The sequence below is a fragment of the Filomicrobium insigne genome (assembly GCF_900104305.1).
In the GTDB taxonomy this organism is placed as follows: domain Bacteria; phylum Pseudomonadota; class Alphaproteobacteria; order Rhizobiales; family Hyphomicrobiaceae; genus Filomicrobium; species Filomicrobium insigne.
Genome location: NZ_FNJC01000001.1, coordinates 1,056,510 through 1,082,750, shown reverse-complemented (window position 1 = coordinate 1,082,750; position 26,241 = coordinate 1,056,510). Strand labels below are relative to the sequence as shown.

Sequence of the window (26,241 nt, the reverse complement as noted above, 5' to 3'; positions counted from 1 at the left end):
ACGACATGGCGCGATTAAGCCTGTCCGAGCAATATCGCGTGTCTAAGCTGGCAGCGGGACGTGCCCGGCGCCGTATGCTGGCGCGCGCCCTCTATTCTCCCGCTCTGCGCTGGCGTTATGGCTCCAACGTCGCGGATCAGTTGCTCATTGTTCCGCAGGATCTCCATACCGCCGATCCGAGCTTTTTTCATGAAATTCAGGTTGGCCAGTTCGGCCTAGCGGGGTCTTTGGCAACACTCGATGGCCGCTCGCCGTTCGACCTGAAAGCGCAGAATCTCGCATGGAATAGGGAACTGCATGGTTTCGGCTGGCTACGCCATCTCGATGCCGCCGAGGAGCCGGAAGCACGGGATGTCGCGCGTAAACTCGCCGTCGATTGGGCGACGCGCCATCATCATTCATCCGGAGTGGCTTGGGAGCCGGCAGTCATCGCGCGCCGTATGATTTCCTGGATTACGCATGCCAGCCTCTTGCTGGAAGACGCTGACCCAAAAACCTTCGATATTGTGGCCGAGAGCCTCGGTTATCAATTAGTCCGTCTCTCTGCGACATGGCGCATGGCGCCAGTAGGTTCGCCGAGATTGCTGACGTTGATCGCCATTGTCTTGGCTGACCTGTCGATAGCAGGACACGAACGCCAACTGCGTGATGCGGAAGCCAAACTCGCTGGGGAGCTTTCACGTCAGATCTTGGAAGACGGTGGCCACGTCAGCCGTAATCCGGCCCTGCTTATTGATTTGATGCTCGATCTGTTGCCGCTCAGTCAGTGCTTCGTCGCGCGGGGCCGCAAACCGCCAGCCGAGGTGACGAGCGCCATCCACCGAATGCTCACGATGCTTCGGTACATGCGCATGGGGGATGGTTGTTTGGCGCGCTTCAATGGTGTGAGTGTTCCAGCCCCGGCCCACCTCGCAACAGTTCTCGCTTATGATGATCTGGGCGGCCAAGCTCAGACTATGAGCGCGGGACCATCGAGGTACGCGCGAATATCGCGAGAAGCCGCGATCCTCGTCGCGGACGTCGGCGGTCCACCGCCGCTCGAATATGCGGGAATAGCACACGCAGGGAGCCTGTCTTTCGAATTGAGCGTGGGCCGCCAGATGGTTCTGGCCAACGGCGGTGCACCAGGCTCCGCGGACGGAGAATGGCTGCATCGTGCCCGTGCCACGGTCAGTCACAACACGCTATGTCTCGGCGAGAAATCTTCATCGAAGATGGTGCGCCATCCGTTCTTGGAAGAATTGGCGGGTGCGCCACCGATCCGCTATCCCGACAACGTCACACATTCGCTAAGCGATGCGACAGGCCTTGATGCCAGCATTTCCGCCAGCCATGATGGGTATGTCCGTCGTTTTGGCCTCATTCATCATCGCCAACTAACGCTTTCGGCCGATGGCCGCTGCCTGAGCGGCATTGACCGTATATCGGGGCCGAAAAAAGTCGTGCGGCTCAATCGCGATATACCCTTCTCAATCCATTTCCACCTGCACCCGGAAATCGTCGTAGCCCAGTCGGCCAACAAGACGGGAACGGTCGCGATTGAATTGCCAGACCGATCGATCTGGCGCTTCTCGGCGTATGGTGGAGATGTCAGCGTCGAAGAAAGCGTGCACTTTGCGGATTCGGCCGGCCCGACAAGCTCCCTGCAGATCGTCGTTCGTGGGTCAACGAACGGGGGCAGCGAAGTCGAATGGCAACTCGTAGCGGACGACAAGGTCAATGCACCGCAGAGCCCGCCACCGCTCCCGGCTGTCACGACAAGCAATGAGAGTGAGTCGAAACGCTGATTTCGCTTCCGGCCGGTATCGTGCTAACGGCGTGAGCCAAACGGGCCCGCATTGCGTCGGCCCCGGCCACGAAGATCAAAAACAAGAGGCAGATAATGACCGACAGCATCCGGCGGATTACGCGCGCTCTCATTTCGGTTTCCGATAAGAGCGGGCTTGTGCCGTTTGCGGAAGCGCTTGCGGCCGCGGGCGTCGAGATCGTTTCGACGGGTGGCACAGCCGCGGCGCTGGCCGCCGCTGGATTGCCGGTTCGCGATGTCGCCGAGCTGACCGGGTTTCCCGAAATGATGGATGGTCGGGTCAAGACCCTGCATCCCGCTGTGCATGGCGGCCTGTTGGCCATAAGGGACAGCGCTGAACATCAAAACTCAGCCAAGCAGCATGGGATCGAGCCCATCGATCTCCTCGTGGTGTCCCTCTACCCGTTCGAGGCAACCATCGCTTCTGGAGCGGATTTCGATACGTCCATAGAGAATATCGATATTGGCGGGCCGGCAATGATCCGCGCCGCAGCTAAGAATTTCGATGGCGTCGCCGTGGTCGTCGATCCTGATGATTATGAACGTGTGCTCGCAGAGATGCGCGCCAACGCGAGTGGCACGACTATTCAGCTGCGCCGGAGGCTTGCCGCGAAGGCTTATGCCCGCACCGCAGCCTACGATGCCGCGATAAGCCGGTGGTTTGCTGAGGTGGTTAAGGAGGATGTTCCGACCTGGCGCAGTTTCGGCGGCCGCCTGGCTCAGCCGCTGCGCTATGGCGAGAACCCACACCAGACCGCAGCCTTTTATCACATGGCCCCTTCGCGCGCCGGCGTCGCGACGGCGCATCAGCATCAGGGCAAGGAACTGTCCTATAACAATCTCAACGACACAGACGCAGCCTTCGAGTTGGTCGCGGAATTCGACCCGTCGAAAACGGCTGCCGTGGCGATCATAAAGCACGCCAACCCTTGCGGCGTTGCCACCGGCGCGACGTTGAAGGACGCCTATGAGAAGGCATTGCGTTGCGATCCGGTCAGTGCGTTTGGCGGCATCATTGCTTTGAATCGCGAGATTGATGCCGAAGCGGCCGAAGCCATGACGCAGATCTTTACGGAAGTCGTTATTGCCCCCGGAGCCAGCGACGCTGCCCGTGAAATTTTTGCGGCCAAGAAGAACCTGCGTCTTCTCACAACCAATATGCTTCCTGATCCGCGTGCCCCGGGCTTGCTGGTCCGGTCGCTGGCCGGCGGATTGCTCGTGCAATCGCGGGACGACGCCGTCGTGGAGGATTTCGACCTCAAGGTGGTGACGAAACGTCAGCCCACCGAAGCTGAGTTCGCCGACATGCGCTTTGCATTCAAAGTGGCGAAGCACGTCAAATCAAATGCCATCGTTTACGCCCGTCAGGGCGCAACCGTCGGCATCGGTGCCGGCCAGATGAGCCGCGTGGATTCGACGCGTATTGCGGCTTGGAAGGCTGGTGAAGCCGCTAAAACCGCTGAAATCGCAGAGCCTCTGACACGCGGTTCGGTCGTTGCCTCCGATGCATTTTTCCCCTTCGCGGACGGCTTGATTGCCGCCGCAGATGCTGGGGCGACCGCCGTTATCCAACCCGGCGGATCGATGCGGGATGAGGAAGTGATCGCAGCCGCTGACGCGCGTAATCTGGCAATGGTATTTACGGGGATCCGGCACTTCCGCCACTAGCTTACCAAGGCGCGATCGGCGCATGTTGAACAGATGTCGAGGCGCGAACAAGAAGGCCCAACCGTTCGCCTGCGTCCCGCCACGCAGGCTGATTGGCCGTTGATCCAGTCGTGGCTCAAGATGCCTCAAGTCGCGGAGTGGTGGGGGAGCCAGTCCGCGGCTCAGGCTGAAATCCGCCTCGTGTTTGAAACACCGTCAGCACTTGCACGTATCATCGAAATCGACGGCCAGCCCATCGGCTATACGCACGCCATTGACGCGACGTTTTGGGGGGAGACGCTTCCGGACGGGCTGCCACCCGGCGCTTGGGATGTGGAAGTGTTCGTGGCGGCACCCGAACATCGAGGGCGCGGCATAGGTGGCACTGCGCTCGACCTGCTCGCCGATGAAGTTTTCTCGACGACGCTGTCGGTCGCGCTGTGTGTGTTTGTCTCTGTGCGAAATGAACATGCGGTCCGCGCTTATGAAAGCGCTGGCTTTGCCTGGGTGCAGGTCTGGAATGATCCGATCTTTGGGGCGTCCTGGTTGATGGTTCGCCACCGGCCGCAACGAACGTCGGCCCACTAAAACAAAACGGCGACCGCTCTTGCGGTCGCCGCAATGTCTTCATCCCAACCATCAGGATGGGATAAACTGAAAACCTTAGATAACGTCGATTTCAGCCGGCAGATAGCTGGTGACTTCAAGACCAACTTCCTGCTCGCGAACCTGCGGCTTGTTCCAGATCTTCATTATAAATTCCTCCAATGTTTCGGGAGTGCCGTAGCAAATCCCGAACAGACATATAGTTCAACACATCCGCCGCAACCAATCGTATTTTAGCTCGCGTATTATAAGGCAGGCTAATCGGCGTAACGTTATTCCATAAGATATGTTATGTTATTTCGTTCGGTTTAGTTGGCTTTTTTTGCAGCCTTTCTCGTGTCTCGGATTGCCGGCCTTAAAACCGCGTGAGGGCGGTTAACCGTATGTCAGCATGTCCCGGTAACGATAGCGGCCGCGAACCGACAAAATTGGCCAATTGTTGGGCTTTCGAAGGCTTATCTCCCCGAGACCGCCATATTCCCCAAGCAAACCCAAAGAGGGAGCGATTTGCGAATTTGGCGCTGCGTCTGGCCTTCGCGCCGGGCGGCCTGTAGATCATATGCGGGGCGTGAGTTCATTTTCGAAAATTGCCGGGCAAGCGGCCGGGTACGGAAATACGCAAAGGGGCGATCTGGGTAATGCGTAATACGATTGCGGTGATGAACACCAAGGGTGGGGTCGGTAAATCAACGATCGTTGCCGCACTAGCCGAAACGCTATCGTCAGAGCACGGCAAGAATGTTCTCGTAATCGACAGTGATGCTCAAGCGTCTGTCTCCAGCATGCTGATGACGGTGACCGATCTGTTCGGCTTGCAGCGTGATGGACTTACAATTGTCGATTATCTGGTCGCGACGGTCCTGCGCGAAAATCAAATCGAATGGGCGGACTTTGTTGTCCGTAATGTTTCTGACGTCGACGATGCCCGATCCGTCTATTTGATACCGAGCGACATGCAACTCACGCTATTTGAGCGCGAGGTCTCCAAGGAGTCCCTGCATGCCAGCTTGCGCAACACAATCGCTGATGTGCTTCGTAAGGTCCGGCCCGTTTTCGACATTATCCTGATCGACTGCCCGCCCGGTCTCTCGGTCTTGACCGAAAGCTGGCTGCGCGAAGCTGATTTCCACCTCTCTCCCACGAAAGCCGATTATGTGTCGGTGTGCGGTCTCGAAGTTTTCCGCCGGTTTAAGTCGCTCAATCCGGAAATGGGATTTGCTGAAAATCTTGGTGTCCTCGTTAACATGCGCGATCTCGCGTCGCCTGTGGACACGGAATATGTGAACTGGCTCCGGTCAAATCCGGAAAATCGTTGTTTCGAATCGTCAATTCCGCGCGTGAACGCGCTTCAGGATGCGGCTCGTTTCCAGCCGCAGCAGCGCTCCTATGGAGCCAAATATCCAGGGCAGGTCGGCCAAGCAATCAAAACGCTGTCCCGGGAGGTTCTAGTGCGCCTCGAAGCGGCCAACCGGCCCTTGGCAGCCCCGCCGCCACCCCCGCCGTCGCCCGAGCCCGTCCGTAGCGAGGCGACGTCCGAAGCTGAAGCGCACCCCGCGGGTTGATGGGGTAACTCAGTCGCGAAGCCGAACCTCCCGCAATGGATTGCCACTATCGATATACAGCTGTCCTCGCGACGTGAGCGCGTCGGCTACGCGGCGCAAGGCACGACGTTCCAATTCGGGATGCCGGCCATCTAAGGCTCCGACGCGAATGGCAACCGCTATGTCGTAGGGCGCCTCATGAGCGTGCAATTCGAAATCTTCAATCGCGGCTTGACGCAATGTGAGGCGGCCGCTTGAGAGTTCCGCTTGTGAAGCCGACTTGGCTTGCTCGATCGCCTTTGCGGACCGGTCTATAGCGAGAACGTGTCCATCCCCGATACGCATAGCAATCGCGCGGGCCAACGCCCCGGGGCCGCAGCCGATTTCCAGCACGCGAAGGCCCTCACGCAGCGGCAAAGCGTTCAGAACTGCTGCAAGGCGCGCTGATAGATCGTTCGCCATCCAACTTTCCGGCAAAGAAACCCAATAATCGGGGTGCCCCCGAATGCGCACAATAAATCATGGAGAGGCAAGGCGCGATCGTCGCGCGCAGCCACTGCCGCATAGAGGCAATATATATATTTGAATCTAATGAGAGAAATTGGAGCGGATGACGCGATTCGAACGCGCGACCCTCACCTTGGCAAGGTGATGCTCTACCCCTGAGCTACATCCGCAATCCTGGGCCACGCACCGAGTGATCGGTGCGAGCCCCGTCTTATGACGCAAGTGCCGAACGATTGCAATAGTGTCTGCGCGCGTCCATATCGATAGGCGGATAACGTGGGCCTTCGTCCCGTTTTTACGCCCTTAGACACACGCTTGGAACGGAAACCCTGCCCCACCATGACTATTGACGCTGCGAGCCCGCCCGCCACCCGCCAAGAGTTATTCAATCGGTTGGCTGAACTCGATATTCGCGTCCAGACGATCGAACACCCAGCCGTCTTCACCGTTGCTGAAAGTGAGGCGTTGGAGCGCGACATCGCTGGTGGCCATACTAAGAATTTGTTTCTTAAAGACGCCAAGGGACGATTGTTCTTGATAATTGCCCATGCGCAAACTGGTATTGACCTCAAGTCGTTGCATAAGCGTCTGGGTGCGGCCCGCTTCAGTTTTGGCAAGGCCGACCTCATGAAGACTGTTCTGGGCGTGTCCCCGGGCTCGGTTACGGCATTTGCTTTGATTAATGATCCAACGGGGCGCGTCAGCGTTGTAATCGATCAGGCGCTCATGGAATTCGATACGATCAATTGTCATCCGTTGGAGAACACAGCGACAACAAGCATTGCGCGAGAGGACCTTTTGCGGTTCATTCGCGCATGCGGACATACGCCAAGCGTCACGGATCTGACGTCTACTGTTGAGTAGACTGAATTTTACACGGGATTTCCGTTCATCCCGTCGCTTCCGGGGATGAATGAATATTGGCCGATCTGGGTGATCGGTCCAAAGGAGAACACAACAATGCTATTCGGTTCGGGCAAAGACGCGGCAGGCGATCCTACGAACGCGGCCGATGTCGTGATGGACACCACGACCGCCCAATTCGGCAAGGACGTTATCGAAGCCTCGCAGCACGTGCCTGTGATTGTCGATTTCTGGGCTCCGTGGTGCGGACCTTGTAAGCAGCTTGCACCGGTGCTGGAAAAGGTCGTGCGCAGCTACGGCGGCAAGGTGCGCCTGGTAAAAGTCAATACGGATGAGAACGCGGCCCTTGCCGGACAGCTGCGCATCCAGTCCCTGCCAACCGTTTATGCATTCCGCGATGGCCGCCCCCTTGATGGTTTCATGGGTGTGCAGCCGGAAAGCACGGTGCGCGCATTCGTTGACCGCCTGCTTACAGACGAAGCCGAAGACGATGTTGCCGCTGTTTTGGAAGCTGCGCAGCAGGCCTTCGATGCAGGGGATCTGCAAGGGGCGGCCGGAATCTATGCTGAAATTCTTCGTGCGGATCAACATAATGCGCCCGCGCTTGCAGGTCTCTCTCAATGCTATTTGAAAAGCGGTGACAGCACCCGCGCGGAACAGACCATTGAACTTGTGCCGCCTGATCAACGCGAAGACCCTGCCGTGCAATCCGTTCTTGCAGCATTAGCGCTGGTCAAGAAGGCGGGAAGCTCCGGCCCGCCCGCAGAGCTGGAAGCCCGCGTCGCCAGCGACCCCACGGATCATGAGGCGCGATTCGACCTAGCTGTCGCCTTGGCCGCTTCGGGCGACAAGACGGCTGCAGTCGATCATTTACTTGAAATCATCGCACGCAACCGCGGCTGGAACGAAGACGCGGCCCGCAAGCAGCTCGTTGAGTTTTTCGAGGCTTGGGGCCCTAAAGACCCTGCGACAATGGCGGGTCGGCGTCGTTTGTCTTCACTGTTGTTCTCATAATTGGCCTGCCGCGAAGCGTGCGTCGCATCGCCAATCACAAGGATACCGCCCTTGGCAATGACCGACCTGTATCGACGGCCTGCAGATCTGCCGCCGCAGATTCCGGTTTTCCCGCTGCGTGGAGCTATTCTGCTGCCCCGCGCAACGCTCCCATTGAATGTCTTTGAACCGCGCTATCTCGCCATGGTCGAAGCCGCCATGAGTGGAAACCGCGTTATCGGGATCATTCAACCGGATGGCGGCGTGCAGGAAGAGGAGAGCCCTTCCGACAAAAGCTGCGATCTGCGTGCGGTTGGCTGCGTAGGCCGGATAACCACGTACCAAGAGCTTGACGATGGCCGCTACGTCATCACGTTGACCGGTGTGGCGCGCTTCGATGTGGAAAACGAAGTGCATTCGGATACGCCGTACCGGATCATGCAGGTCAACTACAACCGATACGCTGATGACTTCCAGGCTGGCCTTGGAGAAGAGGAGGTTGATCGCGAAAACCTTCTCCGCGTTCTCCGTAGTTATTTGGATGCCAACAGCCTTAAAGCTGATTGGAGTGCTATCTTGCGCGCGTCCAACGAAGTGTTGATCAATGCTCTATCCGTCATGAGCCCCTATGGCCCAGAGGAGAAGCAAGCACTTCTTGAGGCCGCCGATTTGAAGTCGCGCGCTGATGTGCTGGTTGCCTTAGCGGAAATGGAGCTCGCTTCTGGCGGCGCAGACGGCGGTACCCTACAGTAAGTTAAGTGTCCTTGAGGACTGAGCCCGCCATGACAGACGTGAAAGGCGAGAGCAATCGGCAGGATAAACCGGCTTCGGAGGCAGAAATCCCCGATCCGAAGCTGCTAGAGCTTCTCGTGTGTCCGCTGACCAAAAAGCCCCTCGTTTATGACCCGAAGCGTCACGAGCTGGTGAGTAAGGCCGCAAAACTGGCTTTTCCCATTAAGAGCGGAATTCCACTGATGACGCTCGAAGCAGCGCGTCATCTGGATGACGAGTGACCCTCAAGGGCCCCAAAAGCTCTTGGTTTGAATTCCGCTGACCGCAGGGATGCGGGAACAAAGTGCCCGGAATTAAACCGTTAACCATAGTGCTTCAGATTTTATTGAACACGATATGATTGTCTGTCCGCAGCGTGTGTGTGTTGCGTAAGGCATGAGACGTGAAGCGGTGGGGACTGGAGGAACTTCGGAATTGGGTTGAGCTGAATGTGCTCGATCCGCTGGCGCGCAGGCAAACACCTGGCGGGCAGACGAGGCGCAAGCCAACCGAGATTGTCCAATTCCTTAGCCGGTACGACCGATATGTTAATGTTCTCGGCCTTGCGCTTATGCTTGCTGGCGCCGTGCTCGCACCCGCCGTTTTTACAGATTATCAAATTCTGATCATGTTGGGCGCAAGCCTGATCGCTCTGATGCTTTTGCTTCGTGGGCGAGCAGAACCCGCCGTGGATCGCAGCGCCCAGGCCGAACATCCTCTGGATGATCCGCTGAACAACATCGAGCGCATGTACGATCTGCGCTGGGAACTGTCGGAAAATCACGCGCGCTATCGGGATCTCCTTGATGCCCAGGACGATATCATCCTGCGTCGGGATGCCGAGGAGCGCTTGACCTTCGCCAACAAATCCTTCTTTCGGCTTTTCGGACTCGAGCCCAGAGATGCATTCGGTAAGGTCTTTACGCCAACGGTATTGGAAACCGATTCCGCCACCTCGACTGACGGTCGCACTCCGCACCTGATGCAATGTCTCGCAACCCTCGAAGGCCCACGCTGGATCGCGTGGGAACGCCACGAACTTCCCCCTGACGAGTCGGGTGTGCGCGAAGTTCAGTTGGTGGGGCGCGACGTAACCGAGGAGCGCAAGACGGCCGAGGAGCTCTACGAGGCACGCGACCAGGCAGAGGCTGCCAACCGGGCAAAATCACGCTTCCTCGCAGCCATGAGCCATGAAATCCGAACGCCGATGAACGGTATACTCGGCATGGCAAACCTCCTCTCGGACACGGAACAAACACCTGAGCAGCGCACTTACACGGCCGCAATCAGTCGGTCTGCGCGCACGCTTATGGCGCTGATCGATGAGATCCTCGACTTTTCGAAGATCGAAGCCGGCAAACTGGTGATCGACAAGAGTCCCTTCAATCTTGCTGATTGCGTTCAGAGCAGCGTCGAGCTGATGGCGCCGCGAGCATTCGAAAAGAATATCGAACTCGCCTGGACCATGGACCCGGACCTGGCAGGTGATGTCATTGGCGATGAGATCCGCATTCGGCAGATTCTGCTCAATCTGATTTCGAATGCCGTCAAATTCACCGACACGGGCGGCGTGATCATTTCGGTTGTGAAGCGAGGCCCTGAGCCGTCCGCGCCACCGTCGGAGGCAACGCCCAGTTTTAGCTTCAGCATAGAAGTTCGCGATACCGGCATTGGCCTGTCGCCGCGAGACCTTGCGGCTTTGTTCCAGGAATTCGAGCAGGCTGATGCCGCGCGTCAGCGCGGAAGCGGCGGAACAGGTCTTGGATTGGCAATTTCAAAGCGCCTCGCAAGAGCGATGGGCGGTGATATCCGCGTGGAAACGGCACCGGGCTACGGAACGAGCTTTATCGTGGACCTGTCCCTTCCGGTTTCCACGATGAAAACGCAGCGCACGTGGGCTTCCGCTAAATCTGTCACGAGTTACGAGGGGAAAGTGCTCCTCGCTTTCGATAAAAGGTTGGAGCGCGGCGCGCTCGCCAATCTCCTGCGCTATTACAGTGTCTCAGTTTTGGAGAGCGATTTCGACGAAGCATGCGACGCGATCAGATCTGCCCAGTCGGCGAATGCACCATTTACGCGCGTTGTCGTTGACGCGAACCGCGTACCCGAGCATGCAGCAAAAATCCTTACTACAGCGCGCGAATGTGCTGCCGACGCGAAAGGGCTCGTCCTTATCGATGCCATGAGCCGTTCAGATTTTGCGAACTACCGCAACGTCGGTTTCGATGCGTATCTGATCCGGCCTGTGCGCCCGGAAGCGGTCCTTCGGCAACTTGTGACGCCGGGGGCCGGATGGGATCAGAATTTGTCGGTTATCGAGCAAACGCACGATCATCCAAATTCGGACCAATCCCGTGAACGTGAGAAGGGGAAAGCGGCCGTCGATAGCCCACCGTTTGTGCTTCTCGCAGAAGACAACGAAATCAATCAACTTGTCGCCACGCGCGTACTTGAGAAGGCCGGATTTGAGGTTGCGAGCGTATCCGATGGCGCGAAGGCAGTTGAATATATCGCCGACGCGCTGGCCGCGAATACTGCGGTCCCCGATGTTATCTTGATGGATCTCTTTATGCCCGGCATGGACGGCGATGAAGCGACCAGCCGCATCCACGCCCTGTTTTCGGGGGCAGCGGGCAACACGAATTTACGCAGCCCTCCCATAATTGCGTTGACGGCTCACGCCTTCACGGAAGATCGCCGGAGATGTCTGGAGGCTGGTTTCGACGACTATTTGGCCAAGCCATTTGAGCCCGATGCATTGATCGGTACGCTTCAGCGTGTGCTTGACGACTGGCATGAAGCCGGACGGAACGAATCGGTTCGGCTCGCCGGCAAATAGGGCAAGCACCCCACATCTTCGGGCGGTTGACAGCCGCTACCTCATCCCCACAATTTTAGTTACAACGGTGCATTCTGGCCGTAAAAGCGGCGAGAGGGGTGGAATATCGTTGTATGGAATGAACGGCGTAAGGCGAGCTAAGTCGCTCTAGGCCTACAGAGTTTTCGGTGCACAAGTAGCGTGTTCGCAAGACACGACAGACTACCGAATCTAGCCGTTTCCAGCGTATGATTAAGAACAGGGTGGTCCGATGGCCTGGGGCGATGGCCGTCGAACGAGAATGACGATACCGGTCCGTCTTAAGCGACCGGCCCGGGATGATCCGGGTGAGGGGAGACAGTCGCTCTATGATGGAGACGAAAAAGGCTCCGATACGCAGGGCATTTGACGCAGGCCGATCCGCCGCGTTCCTTATGCCTCGTCGTCAGATTCCGCGCATTTATGGCCGCGTCGGCTCTCTTGAGGTGCGCCTTGCACAATCGCGCGCGGATCTGCGCCGCGCCCAAAACCTACGCTATCGTGTGTTCTACGAAGAGATGTCAGCCGTCCCAAGTCTGCTGAGCCAGATGCGCCGTCGCGATGAGGATGACTATGATGCCATCTGCGATCACTTGCTTGTGGTGGATGTCGATGCCAAACCCGCGGGCGGGCATGGTTGGACGTCAGGCCGCCGTCCCGAAGTCGTCGGCACATATCGCGTTCTTCGACAGGAGCAGGCAGAGCGCGCGCAAGGGTTCTATACGCAGAGCGAATACGACATTGCACCACTGGTCGAGGCGCGGCGTTCGAACTACAAGTTCATGGAACTTGGTCGGTCCTGCGTTCTCAAGCCTTATCGCAACAAGCGCACAGTTGAGCTGCTCTGGCATGGTCTCTGGACCTACGTGCGCGAGCACAAGGTCGACGTAATGATTGGCTGCGCGAGCTTCGCCGGTACGGATCCGGATGCGCATGCGATGGCCCTGAGCTTCCTTCATCATCATGCTCTCGCGTCGCCCGAATGGCGGTGTCGTGCCCACGATCATCTGCACGTGCCTATGGACCGTATCCCAATCGAGAAGATCGATGCCAAAGCTGCGCTGAAGGCGCTCCCGCCTTTGATCAAGGGCTACCTCCGCTTAGGCGCGACCGTTGGCGACGGTGCGGTCATAGACCATCAGTTTGGCACGACTGACGTGCTTATCGTCTTGCCCGTCGAGAATATCGATCCGCGTTATTTTGAGCACTTCGGTGCGCCGGAAGAAGTCCGCAGTCGCATTGCCGTCGACGCATAAGGGAGCCATCAAGGTAATTGTTCATGACGTCTGATCTCGCCGCCGCCCGCGCGCGCGCATTCGAAATTATCAAGAAGAAGTCGTTCGTCCGGGGCGAGATCACGTTGGCGTCGGGTGCCAAAAGCGACCACTACTTCAACATGAAGCCGACGATGCTCGATCCCGAAGGCGCGAAGGCACTGTCCGAGTTAATTTTGGATCGCCTGAAAGATGTTGAGGTGGACTATATCGGCGGGCTTGAAATGGGCGCAGTGCCGTTGATCGGCCCCTTGGCATTGGTAAGTGGTCTTCAGGGGCGACCTATTCCGGGGTTTTTCGTGCGCAAGGCTGTGAAGGGACATGGCACGCGTCAACGCATCGAAGGCGTAAGCGACATCAGCGGTAAGCGCGTCGTTGTGGTCGAGGACGTAACGACAACGGGCGGCTCTGCGATGTCAGCGATCGAAGCGCTGCGCGAGGTTGGAGCCGAGATTTCCTTAGTGATCTCGATCCTGGATCGCCAGTCAGGCGCGACGGAGCTTTATCGCGACGCAACCATCCCCTTCGCATCACTTTTCACGTCCGCCGAGTTCTTGAAAGAAGCGCCATCTTCTTAAGCCGTCGACCCGGCGAAGCTGTCTCAACCGCTTGTGGCAGCTCCTTCAGCAGTTTGCGCGAACAGATCGCTCGACAGGTAACGCTCAGCACTTGAAGGTGCGAAGGTCACGATCGTCTTTCCCGACATGGATGAGCGTCCAGCGACGGTGAGTGCTGCCGCCAGATTGGCGCCCGTCGAAATCCCACCCGGAATACCCTCGATCCGCGCAAGCATACGGGCGGCTTCAAAGGCCATGTCGTCCGGTACGGTAATGACTTCATCGATCAGCGAGCGATCGAGAATAGAAGGGATAAAGCCAGCGCCAATGCCCTGAATTTTGTGCGGCCCCTTTTCCCCTTTGGACAAGATGGGGCTAGCCGACGGCTCGACCGCAATTACCTTCAGGTCCGGCTTGCGCGCTTTGAGGACGCGGCCGCAGCCCGTCAGAGTGCCTCCGGTCCCAACTCCGATCACCAGCGCATCGACGTTGCCACCTGTATCCGACCAGATTTCTTCTGCCGTTGTTTTGGCGTGGATCGCCGGGTTGGCCGGATTGTCGAACTGAGCGGGAATAACAGCGCCAGGGATGGCACTGGCTAATTCGTTGGCCTTCTCGATCGCCGCAGCCATGCCCCCGCTCGCGGGCGTCAGCACAAGTTCGGCGCCGAGATGGGCAAGGATCTTGCGTCGCTCCAGCGACATCGATTCCGGCATGATCAGAATGATGCGATATCCACGCGCGGCTGCAATGAATGCCAGCGCAATACCCGTGTTGCCAGAGGTCGGCTCGATGAGCACGCTCCGCCCTGGGGTGATGCGCCCGTCAGCCTCCAACGCGTCGATCATCGCCAGGCCAATGCGATCCTTGACCGAAGACAGCGGATTGAAAAATTCCAGCTTCATGAGCACGTCGGCGACCGAGCGCGCCGCCGCCATAACTTTGCCAAGCCGAACCAGAGGCGTATGGCCGATCGTCTCGGATATGTTCCCATAGACGCGGCCCCGTCCCCAACTCTGGCTGGCCGTAGCCGCAATCGTATCCGGAGAGTCTGTCATGGTTTGTGTCCTCTGATCAGCCGTTGGCGCTTTGATAGGGCCACCACATCCAAGAAGCGAGCCTCGCGCGGCCGGAACAATATTGTAATTGCTAAAGGGCTTTGATTTCATTCAGCCCTTATTGACGGTGGCCTTCTTCGTTTTCGACTTAGATCGCGAAGCTTTGGCAGCTTTAGGGGGAGATTTGCGCGTAGCAGCCTTTTTGGCCTTGGGTGCCGCAGGCTTCTCAGCTTTGGGTGGTTCTGCTCTGGCGCTTTCCCGTCCAGTAGAGCCGAAGCCGCCGCTTCCACGTTCCGTCTCCGTAAGCTCGGCGACTTCAACGAGTTCGACACGCGTCACCGGCGCGATAACCAGTTGCGCGATCCGTTCGCCGCGCCGGATTTCAAAGGGAACACCACTGAGGTTGGCCAGAAGAACGCTGACTTCGCCGCGATAGTCCGCATCGATTGTACCGGGACTGTTGAGAACGGTAACGCCGTGCCTCAGCGCAAGCCCGGACCGCGGTCGCACTTGGGCTTCGAACCCGATGGGGAGCTCAAGTACGAGTCCAGTTGGAATGAGTGCCCGTGCGCCCGGGGTGAGGGTTAAGGGATGATCCCACTCCAGCGCAGCGATGAGGTCGAGCCCTGCTGCAGCCTCAGATTGATAGGCCGGCAAAGGTAGGTCCTTGCCATGCGCCAAACGCAGGACGCTAACCTTTGCGCCGTCGGCCCCTAGACTGGTTCTTGTGGTCATACGACTTATCGCTTTCTACGCGCTACACCCTGCGGGCCTTGTCATGCAAAAGGGCGCTGATGCGCGCAATCAAGGTCTCGGCAACTTCGCGTTTTGACATTTCGGGCCAGCTGTCGACACCGGTTTCGGTGATGAGATGTACGCGGTTGCGATCCCCACCCATAACGCCGGTGTGCGTAGAAACGTCGTTGGCGACAGTCCAGTCCGCACCCTTGTTGCGCCGCTTCCTCGTTGCGAAGGCAATGACGTTTTCCGTTTCGGCAGCAAAGCCGACAATGAGGTTTGGCCGACCGGTCTTCATATGGGCAATGGTTTTTAGAATATCGGGGTTTTCGACAAGTTCGAGCTGCGGCTTCTCGCCATCGCCCGTCTTCTTGATCTTTTCATCAGCTGGGGACGCTGCGCGCCAGTCGGCGACAGCGGCGCAAAATATTGCGACGTCGGCCGGCAGGGCAGCACGTACGGCATTGAGCATTTCCTCAGCCGTTTGCACCTGGACCGTCGTCGCGCCAGCAGGGGCTCCCAAGGCGACAGGACCGGAAACGAGCGTTACACGAGCGCCAGCTGCAATCGCAGCCGCAGCAATTGCATGCCCTTGCTTGCCCGACGAACGATTGGCGATGTAGCGCACTGGATCGATGGGTTCGTGCGTCGGTCCACTCGTGATGAGCACATGCCGGCCCGCAAGGCTGCCGCTTGACGAAGGATGGAGCCGCGCTTCGATTGCAGCCAATAACTCGGCAGGTTCGACGAGGCGCCCTGGCCCGGCCTCTCCCGACTCTGCCATTTCGCCCACCGCCGGACCGATGAATGAGATCCCGTCCGCTTCAAGTTGGCGAACATTGCGTTGCGTCGCCGGATTGAGCCACATCTTTGGGTTCATCGCTGGAGCCATCAGAATCGGCTTGTCGCTGGCAAGGAGTACAGCGCTTGCAAGATCGTCGGCGTGCCCGTTTGCCGCTTTAGCGATCAGATCGGCCGTCGCTGGCGCCACGACGATAAGGTCGCAAAGTCTGGATAGCCGGATGTGGCCAATCTCACGTTCATCATCGAGATCGAATAAATCAGTGAAGACCCGATCATTCGACAATGCGGAAACGCTGAGAGGAGTTACGAATTGTTGGGCTGCGCGTGTCATGACAACCCGAACGTCTACGCCGCGCTCTCGTAGGCGGCGAATGAGGTCTAGACACTTGTAGGCGGCGATCCCGCCACCCATGATGAGAACAATGCGCTTGGCTTCCACTGGTTTTCACATCTCCTGCGCCGTGCGAAGGTGGCGAACCTAGCATAGCTGCCCTAGCGTCACAGTTAACTGTGCTCTGCCTCAATTGCGCTGCGATAATGCGGTTAATCCGGCAGGAATCAGGCGACGGAAACCGGAACCGGGAACGCCACCTAGCGCATTTCACCAAAATTGTCTTTGGAGGTCGGTTTGCGGCACATCTTCAGAGTACTGGGTCTCACAATGGTGATCGCTACCGTTACGGTCGGGGTATCGTTCGCATCGACGGAAGATCATTCGGTCGATTGCTTCGGGCAGGACAACGAACGCAGGATCTCGGGCTGCACCGAACTCCTTCAGACCCCCCTACCGCCCGGCGAACGCAGCCAGGCTTTGGCGATGCGCGCTTTGGCCTACTCACTCAAAGGGCTCTATGATCTGGCTATTCCAGACTACGATGCAGCGATCGAAATTTCTCCGGATTTCGCCATCGCGCTGAACAACCGGGCCTGGGCGTATTTCAAGTCCGGCAAGCCCGTTGAAGGGGCAGCCGACGTTGAGCGAGCTCTGGCGTTGACGCCGCAAAGTCCCCACGCACTTGATACGCGCGCGCACATTCGTCAAGCCAGCGGCGACATTGAGGGCGCACTGCGCGACTATACCCAGGCTATGCGTTATGGCGGCAACCGCATCGTCCGGCTCTATCAATGCGGACTTCAAGCGGCCGGTCTGTACGACGGGTTTCTGGACGGTATTTTCTCGGACAAGCTGCGTGGCGCGCTTGAGACCTGCGTCCGGAACACGGGTTGTGATCCGCTGCCTGCCGATGAAGAATGCCGGAAGCTGACGTCCTAAACAAAATCAGCGCCCGTTTCCGGACGCTGATCTTAATGTTCATGATCGTTATTCAAGTCAGGGGAGTTGCCAGAGTTTAGCTGGCACACTCGATGTCGCGGCGATCCTCTTTGAGGCGATCAAGCGTCGTGCTGCGCGCCTGAGTTGCGTTCTCACGAGGTTGCGCAGCCTGCACGATCCGCAGAAGTTCGTTAAGCGCCTCGTCGACGCTCTTGCCGGTCGTATCAATCACTGCATCTGCGCGGGCATAGAGAGGCTCACGCTCGGCCAGCGCTGCCTCTAAAACGGCCTTAGCGTGGCGTCCGGAACCGTTGATAGGCAGAGCTGCGCTTCCGCGTGCACGCGCAAACAATTCGTTGGACGATGCCGTGATCCAGATGACGAAGCAGCCTGAGAACATGAGGTCCATGGTCTCGGGCTCAAGCACGATGCCACCGCCCGTTTTGATAACGGCGCGGGGAACCGTTTCGACCACGGTCGCAAGGCAGTTGCGTTCAAGGCGCCGATAGACGGCCTCGCCGTGCACGGCAAGGACGTCGGCGACTTCCATGCCGCTAGCGCGCTCGATTTCCCGGTCAAGGGCGATGCACGGTACGCCGATGGCCTTGGCCAGGGCGTGTCCGAGCGTGGTTTTTCCGGCTCCGCGAAGGCCGACCAATGCGATCCGACCGAGCGGCGTGCCGTTGGTGTTCCAACGGCGAACCGGCTTCTGCGGTGACGCGTCGCTTGGGCTCAGTTGCTCTAGCTGATCGAAGCCGAGGCTGGTGTCGACGGCTTGATCATCCTGCTCGCTGGCAAGATCTTCGATCCGCGCTCCGAGCGCGCTGGCAATATTCCGTAGAACGAGCAGAGAGGCGTTGCCTGTGCCGCGTTCAAGCTCGGCGAGATAGCGTTCGGAAACGCCGGAAGCCTGCGAAAGAGCTTTTCGGGCCATGCCGAGCTGTGCACGTAAATTTCGCACCCGTTCTCCAACAAGCCTCAGGTACGCCTCGTTTTCGCGGGCGTCACCACGCCGAGGTTCGGACGGTTGCAGGTTATTCTCTTGCTTGCGCATATCCTCCGACCTTTCCAAGTCATGTCCGCAAGAACATTCGCGATCGGCTACATGGCCCTTCGGAAACGCCGTCCGAGCGCCCCTCTTGTGCATATCGCACCTTTGGTAGCTGGGTCTTGGCGTGTCAGCCGGATGGAAGGCTGACGACCGGCCGTGCGCGTGCGGTGCGTCATCATTGCAAGTTGCACTGCAATATTTTTTCTGCGCCGCAGCGAGATGTCAAGCGTTGCGTTCTTACTTGTAGGTAATCCTAACCCCTCGAAGGCCGGTAAAGGCTACCGACCGCGGCAAAGATATAGCGTTAATTCAATCGGTTGTAAGGTACCCCCGGCGTACCATTGTGTCGCGGGGGACGGGCCGACCGTATACTGTATTGAGTACTAAAAAAGTATACTTAATGCCTTTAAACCGCTTTTTGCGTGAGTCCGGTACGCTTCGCTCAATCGTGGGAGTTCAAAGATTTTATGCGCAAGAATAATGTTAGAGCCAAGCTGCAAGCTGGCGATCCGGTCATTAACGCTTGGTGCTCGCTCCCGTGTGCCTATGCTGCGGAGATCATGGCCCACCAAGGCTACGACAGCGTAACGATCGATCTGCAACACGGAGCAATGGGCTTTGAGGCGGCATTCGCCATGCTGCAAGCCATCTCGACAACCGTCGCCGTTCCTTTTGCACGCGTTCCCTCGCACGAGAGCGGCCTGATGATGAAGCTCCTGGACGCTGGCGCTTATGGGCTCATTTGCCCATTGGTAAATACGTGCGCCGACGCTGAGGCGTTTGTCGCCGCGTGCCGGTATCCGCCTATTGGGCAGCGCTCCTATGGCCCGAACCGAGCGACACTTTATGCTCAGGCGGGAGCGAGCGCTGCCTACGCAGCCGCAGCGGATCGGGAGATCGTGTTGCTAGCTCAGATCGAGACCCGGGAAGCTATTGAGAACTTGCCCGATATATTGAGCGTACCGGGGCTCGATGGCGTCTATGTCGGACCTGGCGATTTGTCGCTTTCGTTCGGTTCGCCGCCGTCCATGGTGCCGAAAGATCCCGAGGTCCTCGCCGCCATGGCGCGCGTTGTAACTCAAGCTAAAGCCGCCGGCCTGTTTACCGCCTGCCACACCGATGGTGTTGAGACGGCGTTACGCCGTTTCGAGGATGGCTTCGGCATGTGCACCCTGCCGAACGACGTCAGATTGCTCATTGACGGAGCACGAGGCCAAGTTACGGCCCTAAGGGCACAGATCCCAGCGAAGTGACGGGCCTTAGCCCAATTCAGGGTACAATCTTAGATCAGTCTCTCGCCGACGCCCTTTTTGTTACGAAGCGTCGTTGTCTGCTCAAGAGATCCGCATCTATAGGGGATTTAATACTATATCAATTTTATCAAAAATTTGAATTGATCCCGAGACTGAGTATCTTGTTAATTAAGCCAAGCCAAAGCCCATAATTTCAAAGAATAAACCGCAATCGAGAAAAGATGTTTTCAGGAAAAAGCTACAAAAATTCGAGGGAACTGCTGTGAAGAAGAGAGCAGATCCCCGGCAGGACCTAAATTTGTTTATAGTCTTTGACGCAGTTATGGATGAAGGATCTCTCTCTAAAGCTGGAAAGCGTTTAGGGCTAACCCAACCTGCAGTAAGTCATGCCTTGCGGCGTTTGCGTGTAATGACGGGTGGCGAACGTCTGTTCGAGCGTACAGGGCGCGGCGTCAGGCCAACAGCGCGCGCACACGCGATTGCAAACAATGTACGTCCAGCTCTAGACGCGCTCCGCTCGACTTTGCGCCACACAGGCGTGCCGTTTGATCCGAAAACAAGCCGGCAAACTTTTTTGCTCGATTTCCCGTTCGGGATCGACGCAATCCTTGTTCCCGAATTGTCGGCAAGGGTGCGCGACTGTCCCAATATTGAATTTCGAATTGCTGGCGGCCGGGCCCGGGATATGCTTCGCGATCTTCGGTACGGCGAAACATGGCTCGCGCTTGATTATGAACCCATGAACGCGCCGGACTTTCATTCCGAGTTATTATATGAGGATCCGCTTGTTCTGATTTCACGGCGCAATCATCCGCTTTTGAACAAGCCATTGGACCTTGGGGATGTAAAAGCGCTGCCTCACGTAGTCGTTGGCCGTACTGAAGAGGAAGGGAAAGCCGCGACGTCTCTCCATCTCGAAAAGCACGGTGTCTTGCGGCGCATAATGTTTTCTGTGCCCACGATCGCAACGTTGCCCTTCGTCGTCGAGAACCAACACTACGTGGCTACGACAACTCAAAAGGTCGCGCGCTATTTCTCTCGTCTCTGTGAGATCGACATCCACCCTCTGCCGGCAGTTGTTCCCCCGCTGCCGACCTACATGGTCTGGCATCGCTGCTTTGACAGCCACGAGGGGCACGGCTGGCTGCGCAACATGCTGAACGATATCTGCACGGCCTTGTAACAATCAGTCTAGCCGAAGACATGTAACTGCCTTTGCCATAGACCGGCCCACAATTGTTTGCCATGTCCCTCATCTAGCTTGGCAAGCGTCGGCTCCAAGCCGTTCGAGGTCGGGGGACATTTACATGGCCGTGACATCACGCGAGAACGCACCACGATCAAAGCGCGCCCTGTGGGTACCACTTTTGATCTGGAGCATTTTCGCATTCGCGTTGCATTTCGCTGCCCCGCTTCTGAATGGCGTGCGTATCCTCGGCTTTCCTCTTGCCTATTATTTGGCAGCGCAGGGGGCCCTCATCATTTTTGCGATGCTTGGGTTCTGGGTAGCTCTACCTTGGCGCGGCGCGCCACGCGCAAACATTGCCCCCCTCTTCGTTGGTATGAGTACCGCAGGGTTGTGGATGTCGGGCGCGGCACCGGTTGCGCTCATCGGAGCGCTCTATGCCTACGGCTACGATGGGCTCGCTTTTGCGCTTGGCCTTACGGGAGGCTTCGTGCTCGTCGGCTGTGTGGTTGCGCCAGCGTTCGCCCGCGCGCAATCTGCATCGCTAGAGGATTTTCTGGCGAAACGTACCGGCGGCATTGCTGCGCCTTACGCTGCCACCGCCATGCTTCTGGTTTGTCTGACTCTATTGGTCAGTGCGGAGTTTGAGGTTGTACGCCGGCTTGTGTCCCCGCTCTTCGCGAACACGCGCTTTACGGACGCAAGCGGCGCGCTCGGAGAAGCTTGGGTTTTGGTGCTACCCGTCATCATGGCAACAATCATCGCTGTTATCCAAACGAGAGTTACGCTCTCGCTCCAGGCAGTGAGTTATGTCGCGATCCTCTGTCTCGTCGGCGGAGCCGCCGCCCTGATGTCCCTGGTGGCGTTCGACATCGCCATACCTCAGTTGGCGTACGGACACGGGTTGCAAGACCTGGCAGTATTGGAACGCAGTCTAATTCTCGATGGCTTATCCGACCCCGCCGTTGTCCAGCCCTTCGCGAAATCAAACAACAGCTTTTCGGCAGAGAACTTTGCTGCGCTTTCAATATCTTTGATGCTCGGCGCTGCCGTCGCACCCCATCTCTTGACTCGGATAAGCTCATCCGGGCCAGACCCGATTGCACGTCAAGCGAGCGCGTGGAGTCTGTTCTTTGTTGTTCTGCTGGTCATCACGCTGCCAGCGATCGCAACGCTCACCAAGCTGGATATCTACTCGAGTATCGCGCGCGGCATGACAATGAGCTCCGTTCCAAACTGGCTGGAGCAATCTGCGTATTCGACAACTCCTCCCCTCTGCGCGCATGAGTGTGCAGAGCCGGGAGGGCGTCTTCATGTTCAGGATGTCACGATAGATCCCGAAGCGATTTTACCTTCCGTGGCGGCAATCTCCCGCCTGCCCGAGGCGTTAAGCTGGCTGCTGATTGGTGCGCTTGCCGTTGCGGCTTTGCTCTGTGCGGGCAGCATGATTGCGGTGATGGCCGGCGCCTTGCGCTTTGTCCTGTCTGCCCCAGAGACCGAAGGAGGAGAACAGCCCAATCGGAAGTCCGCTCTTGTGAGAGCGGCTCTTACCGTGCCTCTTGCGGTCATCGCCGGCGTTGTAGCGGGACAGCTTCAGGCTGACCTGATAACGCGCATCGCATGGGCGCTTTCGCTGGCCGCATCGGGTCTGTTCCCAATGATACTTCTGGCGGCTATATCGCCGCGCGCAAATTCGATTGCGTTGGCGGTCGGTGGCATCACCGGGTTTGCCGTGGCTCTTTATTACATCGTCGGCACGCAGAATTTTCCGGTCCAATTCCTTGGTCTCTGGCACGAAGTCTCGAACATGCCCCCCTGGCGTTTGGAAGCCTTTGAGGAAGTTCGTCAAAACTGCCGGGACGCGGTGCCAGGCGCGTGCGCCGAAGCTCAAACAATGGCACGAGAGTTGGCCAACTGGTGGGGCATCGATACACGCGCTGTCGGCATCATCGGAGCCCCGATTGGTTTTGTTGTCGCCTGCCTCGTATCCCTGCCCACTCAGCTTCTCCGCCGCGCAACCGTCTGACGATTCCCAGATCTCAGTTTACTCAGGCTTCCGCACCGGCTTTGGCATCGGCTTGGGGCGCATGGCAGCTTCTCGTTCTTCTACCCATGTGGCGAAGCGTGCATCAATCTGTGTTCCGTTCTCGTCCCACCACGCCGCGTCAAAAGGCACTGCGCGTGCCATATTTTCAGGGCGCGTCGGGAGGTAAGGCGTAAGATCAAGCCCAATACTGACATGTTGCTTCACGAGTGCGGTCGCTGAAACGCGCGCTGGTCCGTAGGCAATCTCCTCCGCGACAGCCGCCAACTGCTTTGGGGCCGTAGCGAACCCAACGAACTCTTTCGCGATGTCTTGTGAAGACCCGTCGGCTGGAATGGCCCAGAAGCTCATAGTGTAAACCTGACCGTCCCAAATAATTCTGATTGGCGCGCCGTAGGCTGCTGCATAAAAGGCCTGCCCGTTGAATGTCTGCGCAAAGACCGCCGAACCGTTCATCAGGTCTTCTTCCGTTTGTTTCGCTGTCTCCTTCCACACGAGATCCTTGCCAAGGCTATCGAGCTTGGCAAATGCACGCTCTAGACCTTCATCGGTCGATAGGTGCTGATAAATAACTTCCGGCGCAACGCCATCGGCGATAAGGGCCATTTCCAAAAGATAGCGCGGCGATTTAATAAGTACCCGCCGACCGGGAAAACGGGTTGTGTCGAACACGTCCTGCAGAATATTCGGTGTACCGGCTTTCAAAGCGTTCTCATTGACCGCGAAGACAGCGGACCAGACCATTGAGGCTGGCCCACAGTCGTGCACACCATCCGCTATAAAGTCTTGTTGCGCCGTGTCGGCTGTATCCGGAGCGGGGGTAAGCAAAGAGGCGTCGACTTTGGCGAGTTCACCGGATTGGCACGCAGCATCGAGGGCTGCCGCGTTGAGTTCGACAACGTCACCTCTGAGCGCTTTGCCGTCTCCATCCGTCAGGACCTCGATGGCGACGTCGTGAGAACGTCCGAAGGGTACGGCAACGGCCTTCTTCTGGGCTTGCCCATAGGCGCCGCCCCACGTGCTCACCGTGAACCTCTTCTCTGGCGCTTCGGCCACCACGGCAGGATCAGCCTTTTGCTGGGAAGATGTCGACGACCCTACGTCCTTCGTGGGCGCGGGAGCCTCTACGTCCGCTGACGGTGTAGCGGCTGTGTCATTCTCGGGTTGAACATCAGAACGCGCGCCTGTCTTCGCTGCGTTCTGGCCATCGCTTGGCGTAGCCTGCTGCGCTGTTTCGTTGCTGGACGGGCTTTGTGCAAAGGTTGGCAGAACGCCAGCGGCAAATAACATCGCGACGGCAATGGAAAAACGAAATCGAAACATTTACGGGGGTTCCTCAACGACTACGAATGAGTATCGGCGGGCAAAAATACTCTACGGCAATCGATCCCGAGCGTCGACGTCGCAGGTTCGAAATTCCGTTAAGTGAGGGATTTTAGTCTGAGTTTAGCCCCGGCCCGGCGTGTCTGCAGGTCGTCCGTCTGGATCCCGTCGGCCGGCCTGTCGGCTCGGCGCACGGGTCACTGAGATTCCCGGCGCGTGCCAATCTCCCCGAAACTGGATGAGATCCCCCATGGGCGTTTCATCATTGGAAGTCGGTGCTTCGGCGCCAATCCAAATATTGGCGTCCAGGTTTTGAGCTGCAACGTCTATTGTGCCGCTTCCGAATACAAGTTGTGATCCCGATTTTGCAGAGAACGTCTCGACAAGGGCTAAACCATCCGTGAACGCCAACCGCATGTCGAACTCGCTCAAGTTCGTCAGGCCGGTCGTCGTGCCCCAACCAACTGGAGCGGCGACGCCGGTACTGTGCTCTGCGACCATCTTGGCGAGGTCGAGCGTAAGTGCAGCACCATCAAGAACACGAACCTCGATCCGACCGGACAGCGTGCTCATGATATCCGAGTACCGGTCGCCTGTGGCCTTGACATTGATGATGGCATCGCCGCGCCCGGTAACGACCGCCCCGCCAAACAAGGCCGTCGCGAGATTGCCGACCTCAAAACCTTCCAGGCGCCCGCGGACCCCCAATTTGGGGTCCGGCTCCGTCGCATCGAGGCTGATTTGTACCGTGCCTTGGCCGCCACCCTCGAACTCCAGTTCGGCAAGGTCGGCCAGCATCTTGCCATCGCGTAGTGAGACTGCAGTGGCGCTGCGTCCGAGAACGAGCGAGCCAATTTGAACGCGTTCAGCCGACAAGCGCAGATCAGCATCAACGTCTCGCAGCAGCGGCATTGTGATGGCTTCTCCGCTGAGCCCGAGCCGCGCTGGCAGCCAGTTCGACGACTTGCGCATCGTCGCTTCGATCAAACTTTCTTCACGCACATCATCTTGAACAAGCAGACCGGTGAGATTTAGTTCGTCAAACGCGAGGGTGCCATCGACTTGTGGACGCGGCGATTGGTAATTGACTGACATCGCGCCGGTTGCACGGTTTCCGTCAAACTTAAAGACCGCGTCTTGGAAAACCAAAATGCCAGCAGACCAATCGATCAGGCCCGTTGCGGAAAATGCTTCAATTGCGGATCGGGCTGGCCAACCGATATTAAGCCATCGAGCGGCCTTGCCGAGATCAGAGAACTTCAGTTCTGAGTTTGGAGCGATCAATCGGGCTCGGTTCCCAACGCTCAGGTGGCCTCGCAATGTGGTATCGATGAGATCGCCGGTTATCTTCGCTTGTATCGGTAGCCGTCGTTCCAGACGAGCGTGATTGCCGATATTCAGCGAGGTCCTGAAGGAAAGCTTTTCGCCGCGCAGCCAGAATGTACCGGTGACAGCAAGCGTGTCCCTGCTGGCAAGCTTGACCAGCGCTTCGACGCCGCGAAGCTCTTGCACGGTTTCCCGATCAGAATGAAGAACGATCGTACAATCGCTAAGCGCCAACGAACTGAACTGCATGCTGGCTAGGGCCGCTGCAAGTGGTGCGAAAAGCGAAGCTGGTGCGGCGTCTGCTGCCTCGGGGCCAACACCTGCGAGATTGACGGCGATACGTCCGTCGCTGAGCGTCAGCTGCGCATCGCCACTCATAATGATTTTGTCAGCTGAACCGGCGCCCTGAGCAGCCCTTTGGCTCCGTTCGCTAAGCGCGATCGTTCCACTCTCTACGACAACGTATGGGCCGCCAAACAGAGCGACGGGTACCGTCACCCTATAGTGGTGCTGGTCCGCGGCCATGACCGTGGATGTGTTGAGCACGACTTCAGAGCGATCGTGCGAGACGAAATACGGCATCGCCATTGCAAGCAGCGCTAAGCCGAGTACGCCGAAAACTGCGAGGAGATGACGCCGTATTTGCATCAATCGTTTCATAATGACGCCGCCAAGGGAGATGCTAATCCGAGCCACGCGAACATGCGCAAGAGCCTGCCTCCCCAATACCCTTCAGCAGCGACGCTGCTAAACGAACGTCG

General features: G+C 57.9%; 23 protein-coding genes and 1 tRNA gene. 15 read left to right on the top strand and 9 right to left on the bottom strand.

The genetic code is table 11. From position 1 onward, the window contains the following. Positions 1-5 precede the first annotated feature (5 nt). The 3 genes from BLS30_RS04875 to BLS30_RS04865 all read left to right on the top strand — a co-directional run bounded on the left by BLS30_RS04875 (position 6) and on the right by BLS30_RS04865 (position 4,042). Positions 6-1,787: a heparinase II/III family protein gene (locus BLS30_RS04875; protein WP_046477295.1), complete on the top strand. Its 1,782-nt coding sequence runs from the start codon at positions 6-8 to the stop codon at positions 1,785-1,787. A gap of 95 nt (positions 1,788-1,882) precedes the next feature. Beyond that, on the top strand, positions 1,883-3,475 hold the full coding sequence (purH, locus tag BLS30_RS04870) for a bifunctional phosphoribosylaminoimidazolecarboxamide formyltransferase/IMP cyclohydrolase (protein ID WP_090226953.1): 1,593 nt from the start codon (positions 1,883-1,885) through the stop codon (positions 3,473-3,475). Between the two features lie 33 nt (positions 3,476-3,508). Continuing rightward, positions 3,509-4,042 carry a GNAT family N-acetyltransferase gene (locus BLS30_RS04865; RefSeq protein WP_052743723.1) on the top strand — a complete coding sequence of 178 codons (534 nt, stop codon included), beginning with the start codon at positions 3,509-3,511 and terminating at the stop codon, positions 4,040-4,042. Between the two features lie 75 nt (positions 4,043-4,117). Here the strand turns inward: BLS30_RS04865 and pqqA are convergent, their stop codons facing one another. Continuing rightward, a complete protein-coding gene (gene pqqA, locus BLS30_RS04860) occupies positions 4,118-4,207 on the bottom strand; it encodes a pyrroloquinoline quinone precursor peptide PqqA (RefSeq protein ID WP_046477297.1) in 90 nt (29 codons plus the stop codon). Between the two features lie 491 nt (positions 4,208-4,698). Here pqqA and BLS30_RS04855 point away from each other — a divergent pair, with 491 nt between their 5' ends. Beyond that, positions 4,699-5,622 (top strand): ParA family protein, encoded by a 924-nt coding sequence (locus BLS30_RS04855; protein WP_046477298.1) that lies wholly within the window; start codon positions 4,699-4,701, stop codon positions 5,620-5,622. A gap of 9 nt (positions 5,623-5,631) precedes the next feature. Here BLS30_RS04855 and BLS30_RS04850 read toward each other — a convergent pair whose 3' ends face one another. Both BLS30_RS04850 and BLS30_RS04845 read right to left on the bottom strand, forming a co-directional pair. Beyond that, on the bottom strand, positions 5,632-6,063 hold the full coding sequence (locus BLS30_RS04850) for an SAM-dependent methyltransferase (RefSeq protein WP_090226950.1): 432 nt from the start codon (positions 6,061-6,063) through the stop codon (positions 5,632-5,634). Positions 6,064-6,203: 140 nt separating this feature from the next. Further along, positions 6,204-6,278, bottom strand: a tRNA-Gly gene (locus BLS30_RS04845). Positions 6,279-6,447: 169 nt separating this feature from the next. On the opposite strand from BLS30_RS04845, the gene BLS30_RS04840 reads away from it, so the two are divergent. The 7 genes from BLS30_RS04840 (at position 6,448) to pyrE (ending at position 13,445) form a co-directional block, all read left to right on the top strand. Next, positions 6,448-6,972: a prolyl-tRNA synthetase associated domain-containing protein gene (locus BLS30_RS04840; protein WP_046477299.1), complete on the top strand. Its 525-nt coding sequence runs from the start codon at positions 6,448-6,450 to the stop codon at positions 6,970-6,972. A gap of 96 nt (positions 6,973-7,068) precedes the next feature. After that, positions 7,069-7,986: a thioredoxin gene (gene trxA, locus BLS30_RS04835; RefSeq protein ID WP_046480015.1), complete on the top strand. Its 918-nt coding sequence runs from the start codon at positions 7,069-7,071 to the stop codon at positions 7,984-7,986. A 51-nt stretch (positions 7,987-8,037) separates the two neighbouring features. Beyond that, on the top strand, positions 8,038-8,718 hold the full coding sequence (locus tag BLS30_RS04830; protein ID WP_046477300.1) for an LON peptidase substrate-binding domain-containing protein: 681 nt from the start codon (positions 8,038-8,040) through the stop codon (positions 8,716-8,718). A 29-nt stretch (positions 8,719-8,747) separates the two neighbouring features. After that, a complete protein-coding gene (locus tag BLS30_RS04825; protein WP_046477301.1) occupies positions 8,748-8,978 on the top strand; it encodes a Trm112 family protein in 231 nt (76 codons plus the stop codon). Between the two features lie 161 nt (positions 8,979-9,139). Further along, positions 9,140-11,575, top strand: coding sequence for a PAS domain-containing hybrid sensor histidine kinase/response regulator (locus BLS30_RS04820; RefSeq protein WP_090226947.1), 2,436 nt, complete (start codon positions 9,140-9,142; stop codon positions 11,573-11,575). A gap of 413 nt (positions 11,576-11,988) precedes the next feature. Beyond that, complete coding sequence (gene olsB / locus BLS30_RS04815; protein WP_483099029.1) at positions 11,989-12,849, top strand: l-ornithine N(alpha)-acyltransferase; 861 nt, start codon at positions 11,989-11,991, stop codon at positions 12,847-12,849. Between the two features lie 23 nt (positions 12,850-12,872). After that, positions 12,873-13,445 carry an orotate phosphoribosyltransferase gene (gene pyrE / locus BLS30_RS04810; protein ID WP_090226942.1) on the top strand — a complete coding sequence of 191 codons (573 nt, stop codon included), beginning with the start codon at positions 12,873-12,875 and terminating at the stop codon, positions 13,443-13,445. 23 nt (positions 13,446-13,468) lie between these two features. On the opposite strand, the gene cysK is transcribed toward pyrE, so the two are convergent. The 3 genes from cysK to coaBC form a co-directional block, all read right to left on the bottom strand. Continuing rightward, on the bottom strand, positions 13,469-14,482 hold the full coding sequence (gene cysK / locus BLS30_RS04805; RefSeq protein ID WP_090227424.1) for a cysteine synthase A: 1,014 nt from the start codon (positions 14,480-14,482) through the stop codon (positions 13,469-13,471). A gap of 111 nt (positions 14,483-14,593) precedes the next feature. Further along, a complete protein-coding gene (dut, locus tag BLS30_RS04800) occupies positions 14,594-15,217 on the bottom strand; it encodes a dUTP diphosphatase (RefSeq protein WP_046477303.1) in 624 nt (207 codons plus the stop codon). 22 nt (positions 15,218-15,239) lie between these two features. Continuing rightward, entirely contained in the window at positions 15,240-16,463 is a 1,224-nt protein-coding gene (gene coaBC, locus BLS30_RS04795; RefSeq protein WP_280140609.1) for a bifunctional phosphopantothenoylcysteine decarboxylase/phosphopantothenate--cysteine ligase CoaBC, read from the bottom strand. Between the two features lie 189 nt (positions 16,464-16,652). Here coaBC and BLS30_RS04790 point away from each other — a divergent pair, with 189 nt between their 5' ends. Continuing rightward, a complete protein-coding gene (locus BLS30_RS04790) occupies positions 16,653-17,297 on the top strand; it encodes a tetratricopeptide repeat protein (RefSeq protein ID WP_139165289.1) in 645 nt (214 codons plus the stop codon). Positions 17,298-17,373: 76 nt separating this feature from the next. Here the strand turns inward: BLS30_RS04790 and BLS30_RS04785 are convergent, their stop codons facing one another. Continuing rightward, positions 17,374-18,351, bottom strand: a complete 978-nt coding sequence (locus BLS30_RS04785; protein WP_170832408.1) for a shikimate kinase — start codon at positions 18,349-18,351, stop codon at positions 17,374-17,376. Between the two features lie 464 nt (positions 18,352-18,815). On the opposite strand from BLS30_RS04785, the gene BLS30_RS04780 reads away from it, so the two are divergent. The 3 genes from BLS30_RS04780 to BLS30_RS04770 all read left to right on the top strand — a co-directional run bounded on the left by BLS30_RS04780 (position 18,816) and on the right by BLS30_RS04770 (position 22,813). Further along, positions 18,816-19,601 (top strand): HpcH/HpaI aldolase family protein, encoded by a 786-nt coding sequence (locus BLS30_RS04780; protein WP_090226935.1) that lies wholly within the window; start codon positions 18,816-18,818, stop codon positions 19,599-19,601. 262 nt (positions 19,602-19,863) lie between these two features. Continuing rightward, positions 19,864-20,784, top strand: a complete 921-nt coding sequence (locus BLS30_RS04775; RefSeq protein WP_280136725.1) for a LysR family transcriptional regulator — start codon at positions 19,864-19,866, stop codon at positions 20,782-20,784. A gap of 124 nt (positions 20,785-20,908) precedes the next feature. Further along, positions 20,909-22,813 carry a sodium/substrate symporter small subunit gene (locus BLS30_RS04770; protein ID WP_090226932.1) on the top strand — a complete coding sequence of 635 codons (1,905 nt, stop codon included), beginning with the start codon at positions 20,909-20,911 and terminating at the stop codon, positions 22,811-22,813. Positions 22,814-22,831: 18 nt separating this feature from the next. On the opposite strand, the gene BLS30_RS04765 is transcribed toward BLS30_RS04770, so the two are convergent. Beyond that, a complete protein-coding gene (locus tag BLS30_RS04765) occupies positions 22,832-24,154 on the bottom strand; it encodes an extracellular solute-binding protein (RefSeq protein WP_090226929.1) in 1,323 nt (440 codons plus the stop codon). A 123-nt stretch (positions 24,155-24,277) separates the two neighbouring features. Next, positions 24,278-26,140: an AsmA family protein gene (locus BLS30_RS04760; RefSeq protein WP_090226927.1), complete on the bottom strand. Its 1,863-nt coding sequence runs from the start codon at positions 26,138-26,140 to the stop codon at positions 24,278-24,280. Positions 26,141-26,241 lie beyond the last annotated feature (101 nt).

Excerpts from the sequence above, each read along its gene's own strand:
- BLS30_RS04770 (WP_090226932.1), top strand. The coding sequence starts at position 20,909 with ATGGCCGTGACATCACGCGAGAACGCACCACGATCAAAGCGCGCCCTG.
- BLS30_RS04840 (WP_046477299.1), top strand. The coding sequence starts at position 6,448 with ATGACTATTGACGCTGCGAGCCCGCCCGCCACCCGCCAAGAGTTATTC.
- BLS30_RS04865 (WP_052743723.1), top strand. The coding sequence starts at position 3,509 with ATGTCGAGGCGCGAACAAGAAGGCCCAACCGTTCGCCTGCGTCCCGCC.
- BLS30_RS04780 (WP_090226935.1), top strand. The coding sequence starts at position 18,816 with ATGCGCAAGAATAATGTTAGAGCCAAGCTGCAAGCTGGCGATCCGGTC.
- dut (WP_046477303.1), bottom strand. The coding sequence starts at position 15,217 with ATGACCACAAGAACCAGTCTAGGGGCCGACGGCGCAAAGGTTAGCGTC.
- pyrE (WP_090226942.1), top strand. The coding sequence starts at position 12,873 with ATGACGTCTGATCTCGCCGCCGCCCGCGCGCGCGCATTCGAAATTATC.
- BLS30_RS04765 (WP_090226929.1), bottom strand. The coding sequence starts at position 24,154 with ATGTTTCGATTTCGTTTTTCCATTGCCGTCGCGATGTTATTTGCCGCT.
- BLS30_RS04825 (WP_046477301.1), top strand. The coding sequence starts at position 8,748 with ATGACAGACGTGAAAGGCGAGAGCAATCGGCAGGATAAACCGGCTTCG.
- BLS30_RS04875 (WP_046477295.1), top strand. The coding sequence starts at position 6 with ATGGCGCGATTAAGCCTGTCCGAGCAATATCGCGTGTCTAAGCTGGCA.
- olsB (WP_483099029.1), top strand. The coding sequence starts at position 11,989 with ATGCCTCGTCGTCAGATTCCGCGCATTTATGGCCGCGTCGGCTCTCTT.
- cysK (WP_090227424.1), bottom strand. The coding sequence starts at position 14,482 with ATGACAGACTCTCCGGATACGATTGCGGCTACGGCCAGCCAGAGTTGG.
- purH (WP_090226953.1), top strand. The coding sequence starts at position 1,883 with ATGACCGACAGCATCCGGCGGATTACGCGCGCTCTCATTTCGGTTTCC.
- BLS30_RS04760 (WP_090226927.1), bottom strand. The coding sequence starts at position 26,140 with ATGAAACGATTGATGCAAATACGGCGTCATCTCCTCGCAGTTTTCGGC.
- pqqA (WP_046477297.1), bottom strand. The coding sequence starts at position 4,207 with ATGAAGATCTGGAACAAGCCGCAGGTTCGCGAGCAGGAAGTTGGTCTT.
- BLS30_RS04785 (WP_170832408.1), bottom strand. The coding sequence starts at position 18,351 with ATGCGCAAGCAAGAGAATAACCTGCAACCGTCCGAACCTCGGCGTGGT.
- trxA (WP_046480015.1), top strand. The coding sequence starts at position 7,069 with ATGCTATTCGGTTCGGGCAAAGACGCGGCAGGCGATCCTACGAACGCG.
- BLS30_RS04855 (WP_046477298.1), top strand. The coding sequence starts at position 4,699 with ATGCGTAATACGATTGCGGTGATGAACACCAAGGGTGGGGTCGGTAAA.
- BLS30_RS04850 (WP_090226950.1), bottom strand. The coding sequence starts at position 6,063 with ATGGCGAACGATCTATCAGCGCGCCTTGCAGCAGTTCTGAACGCTTTG.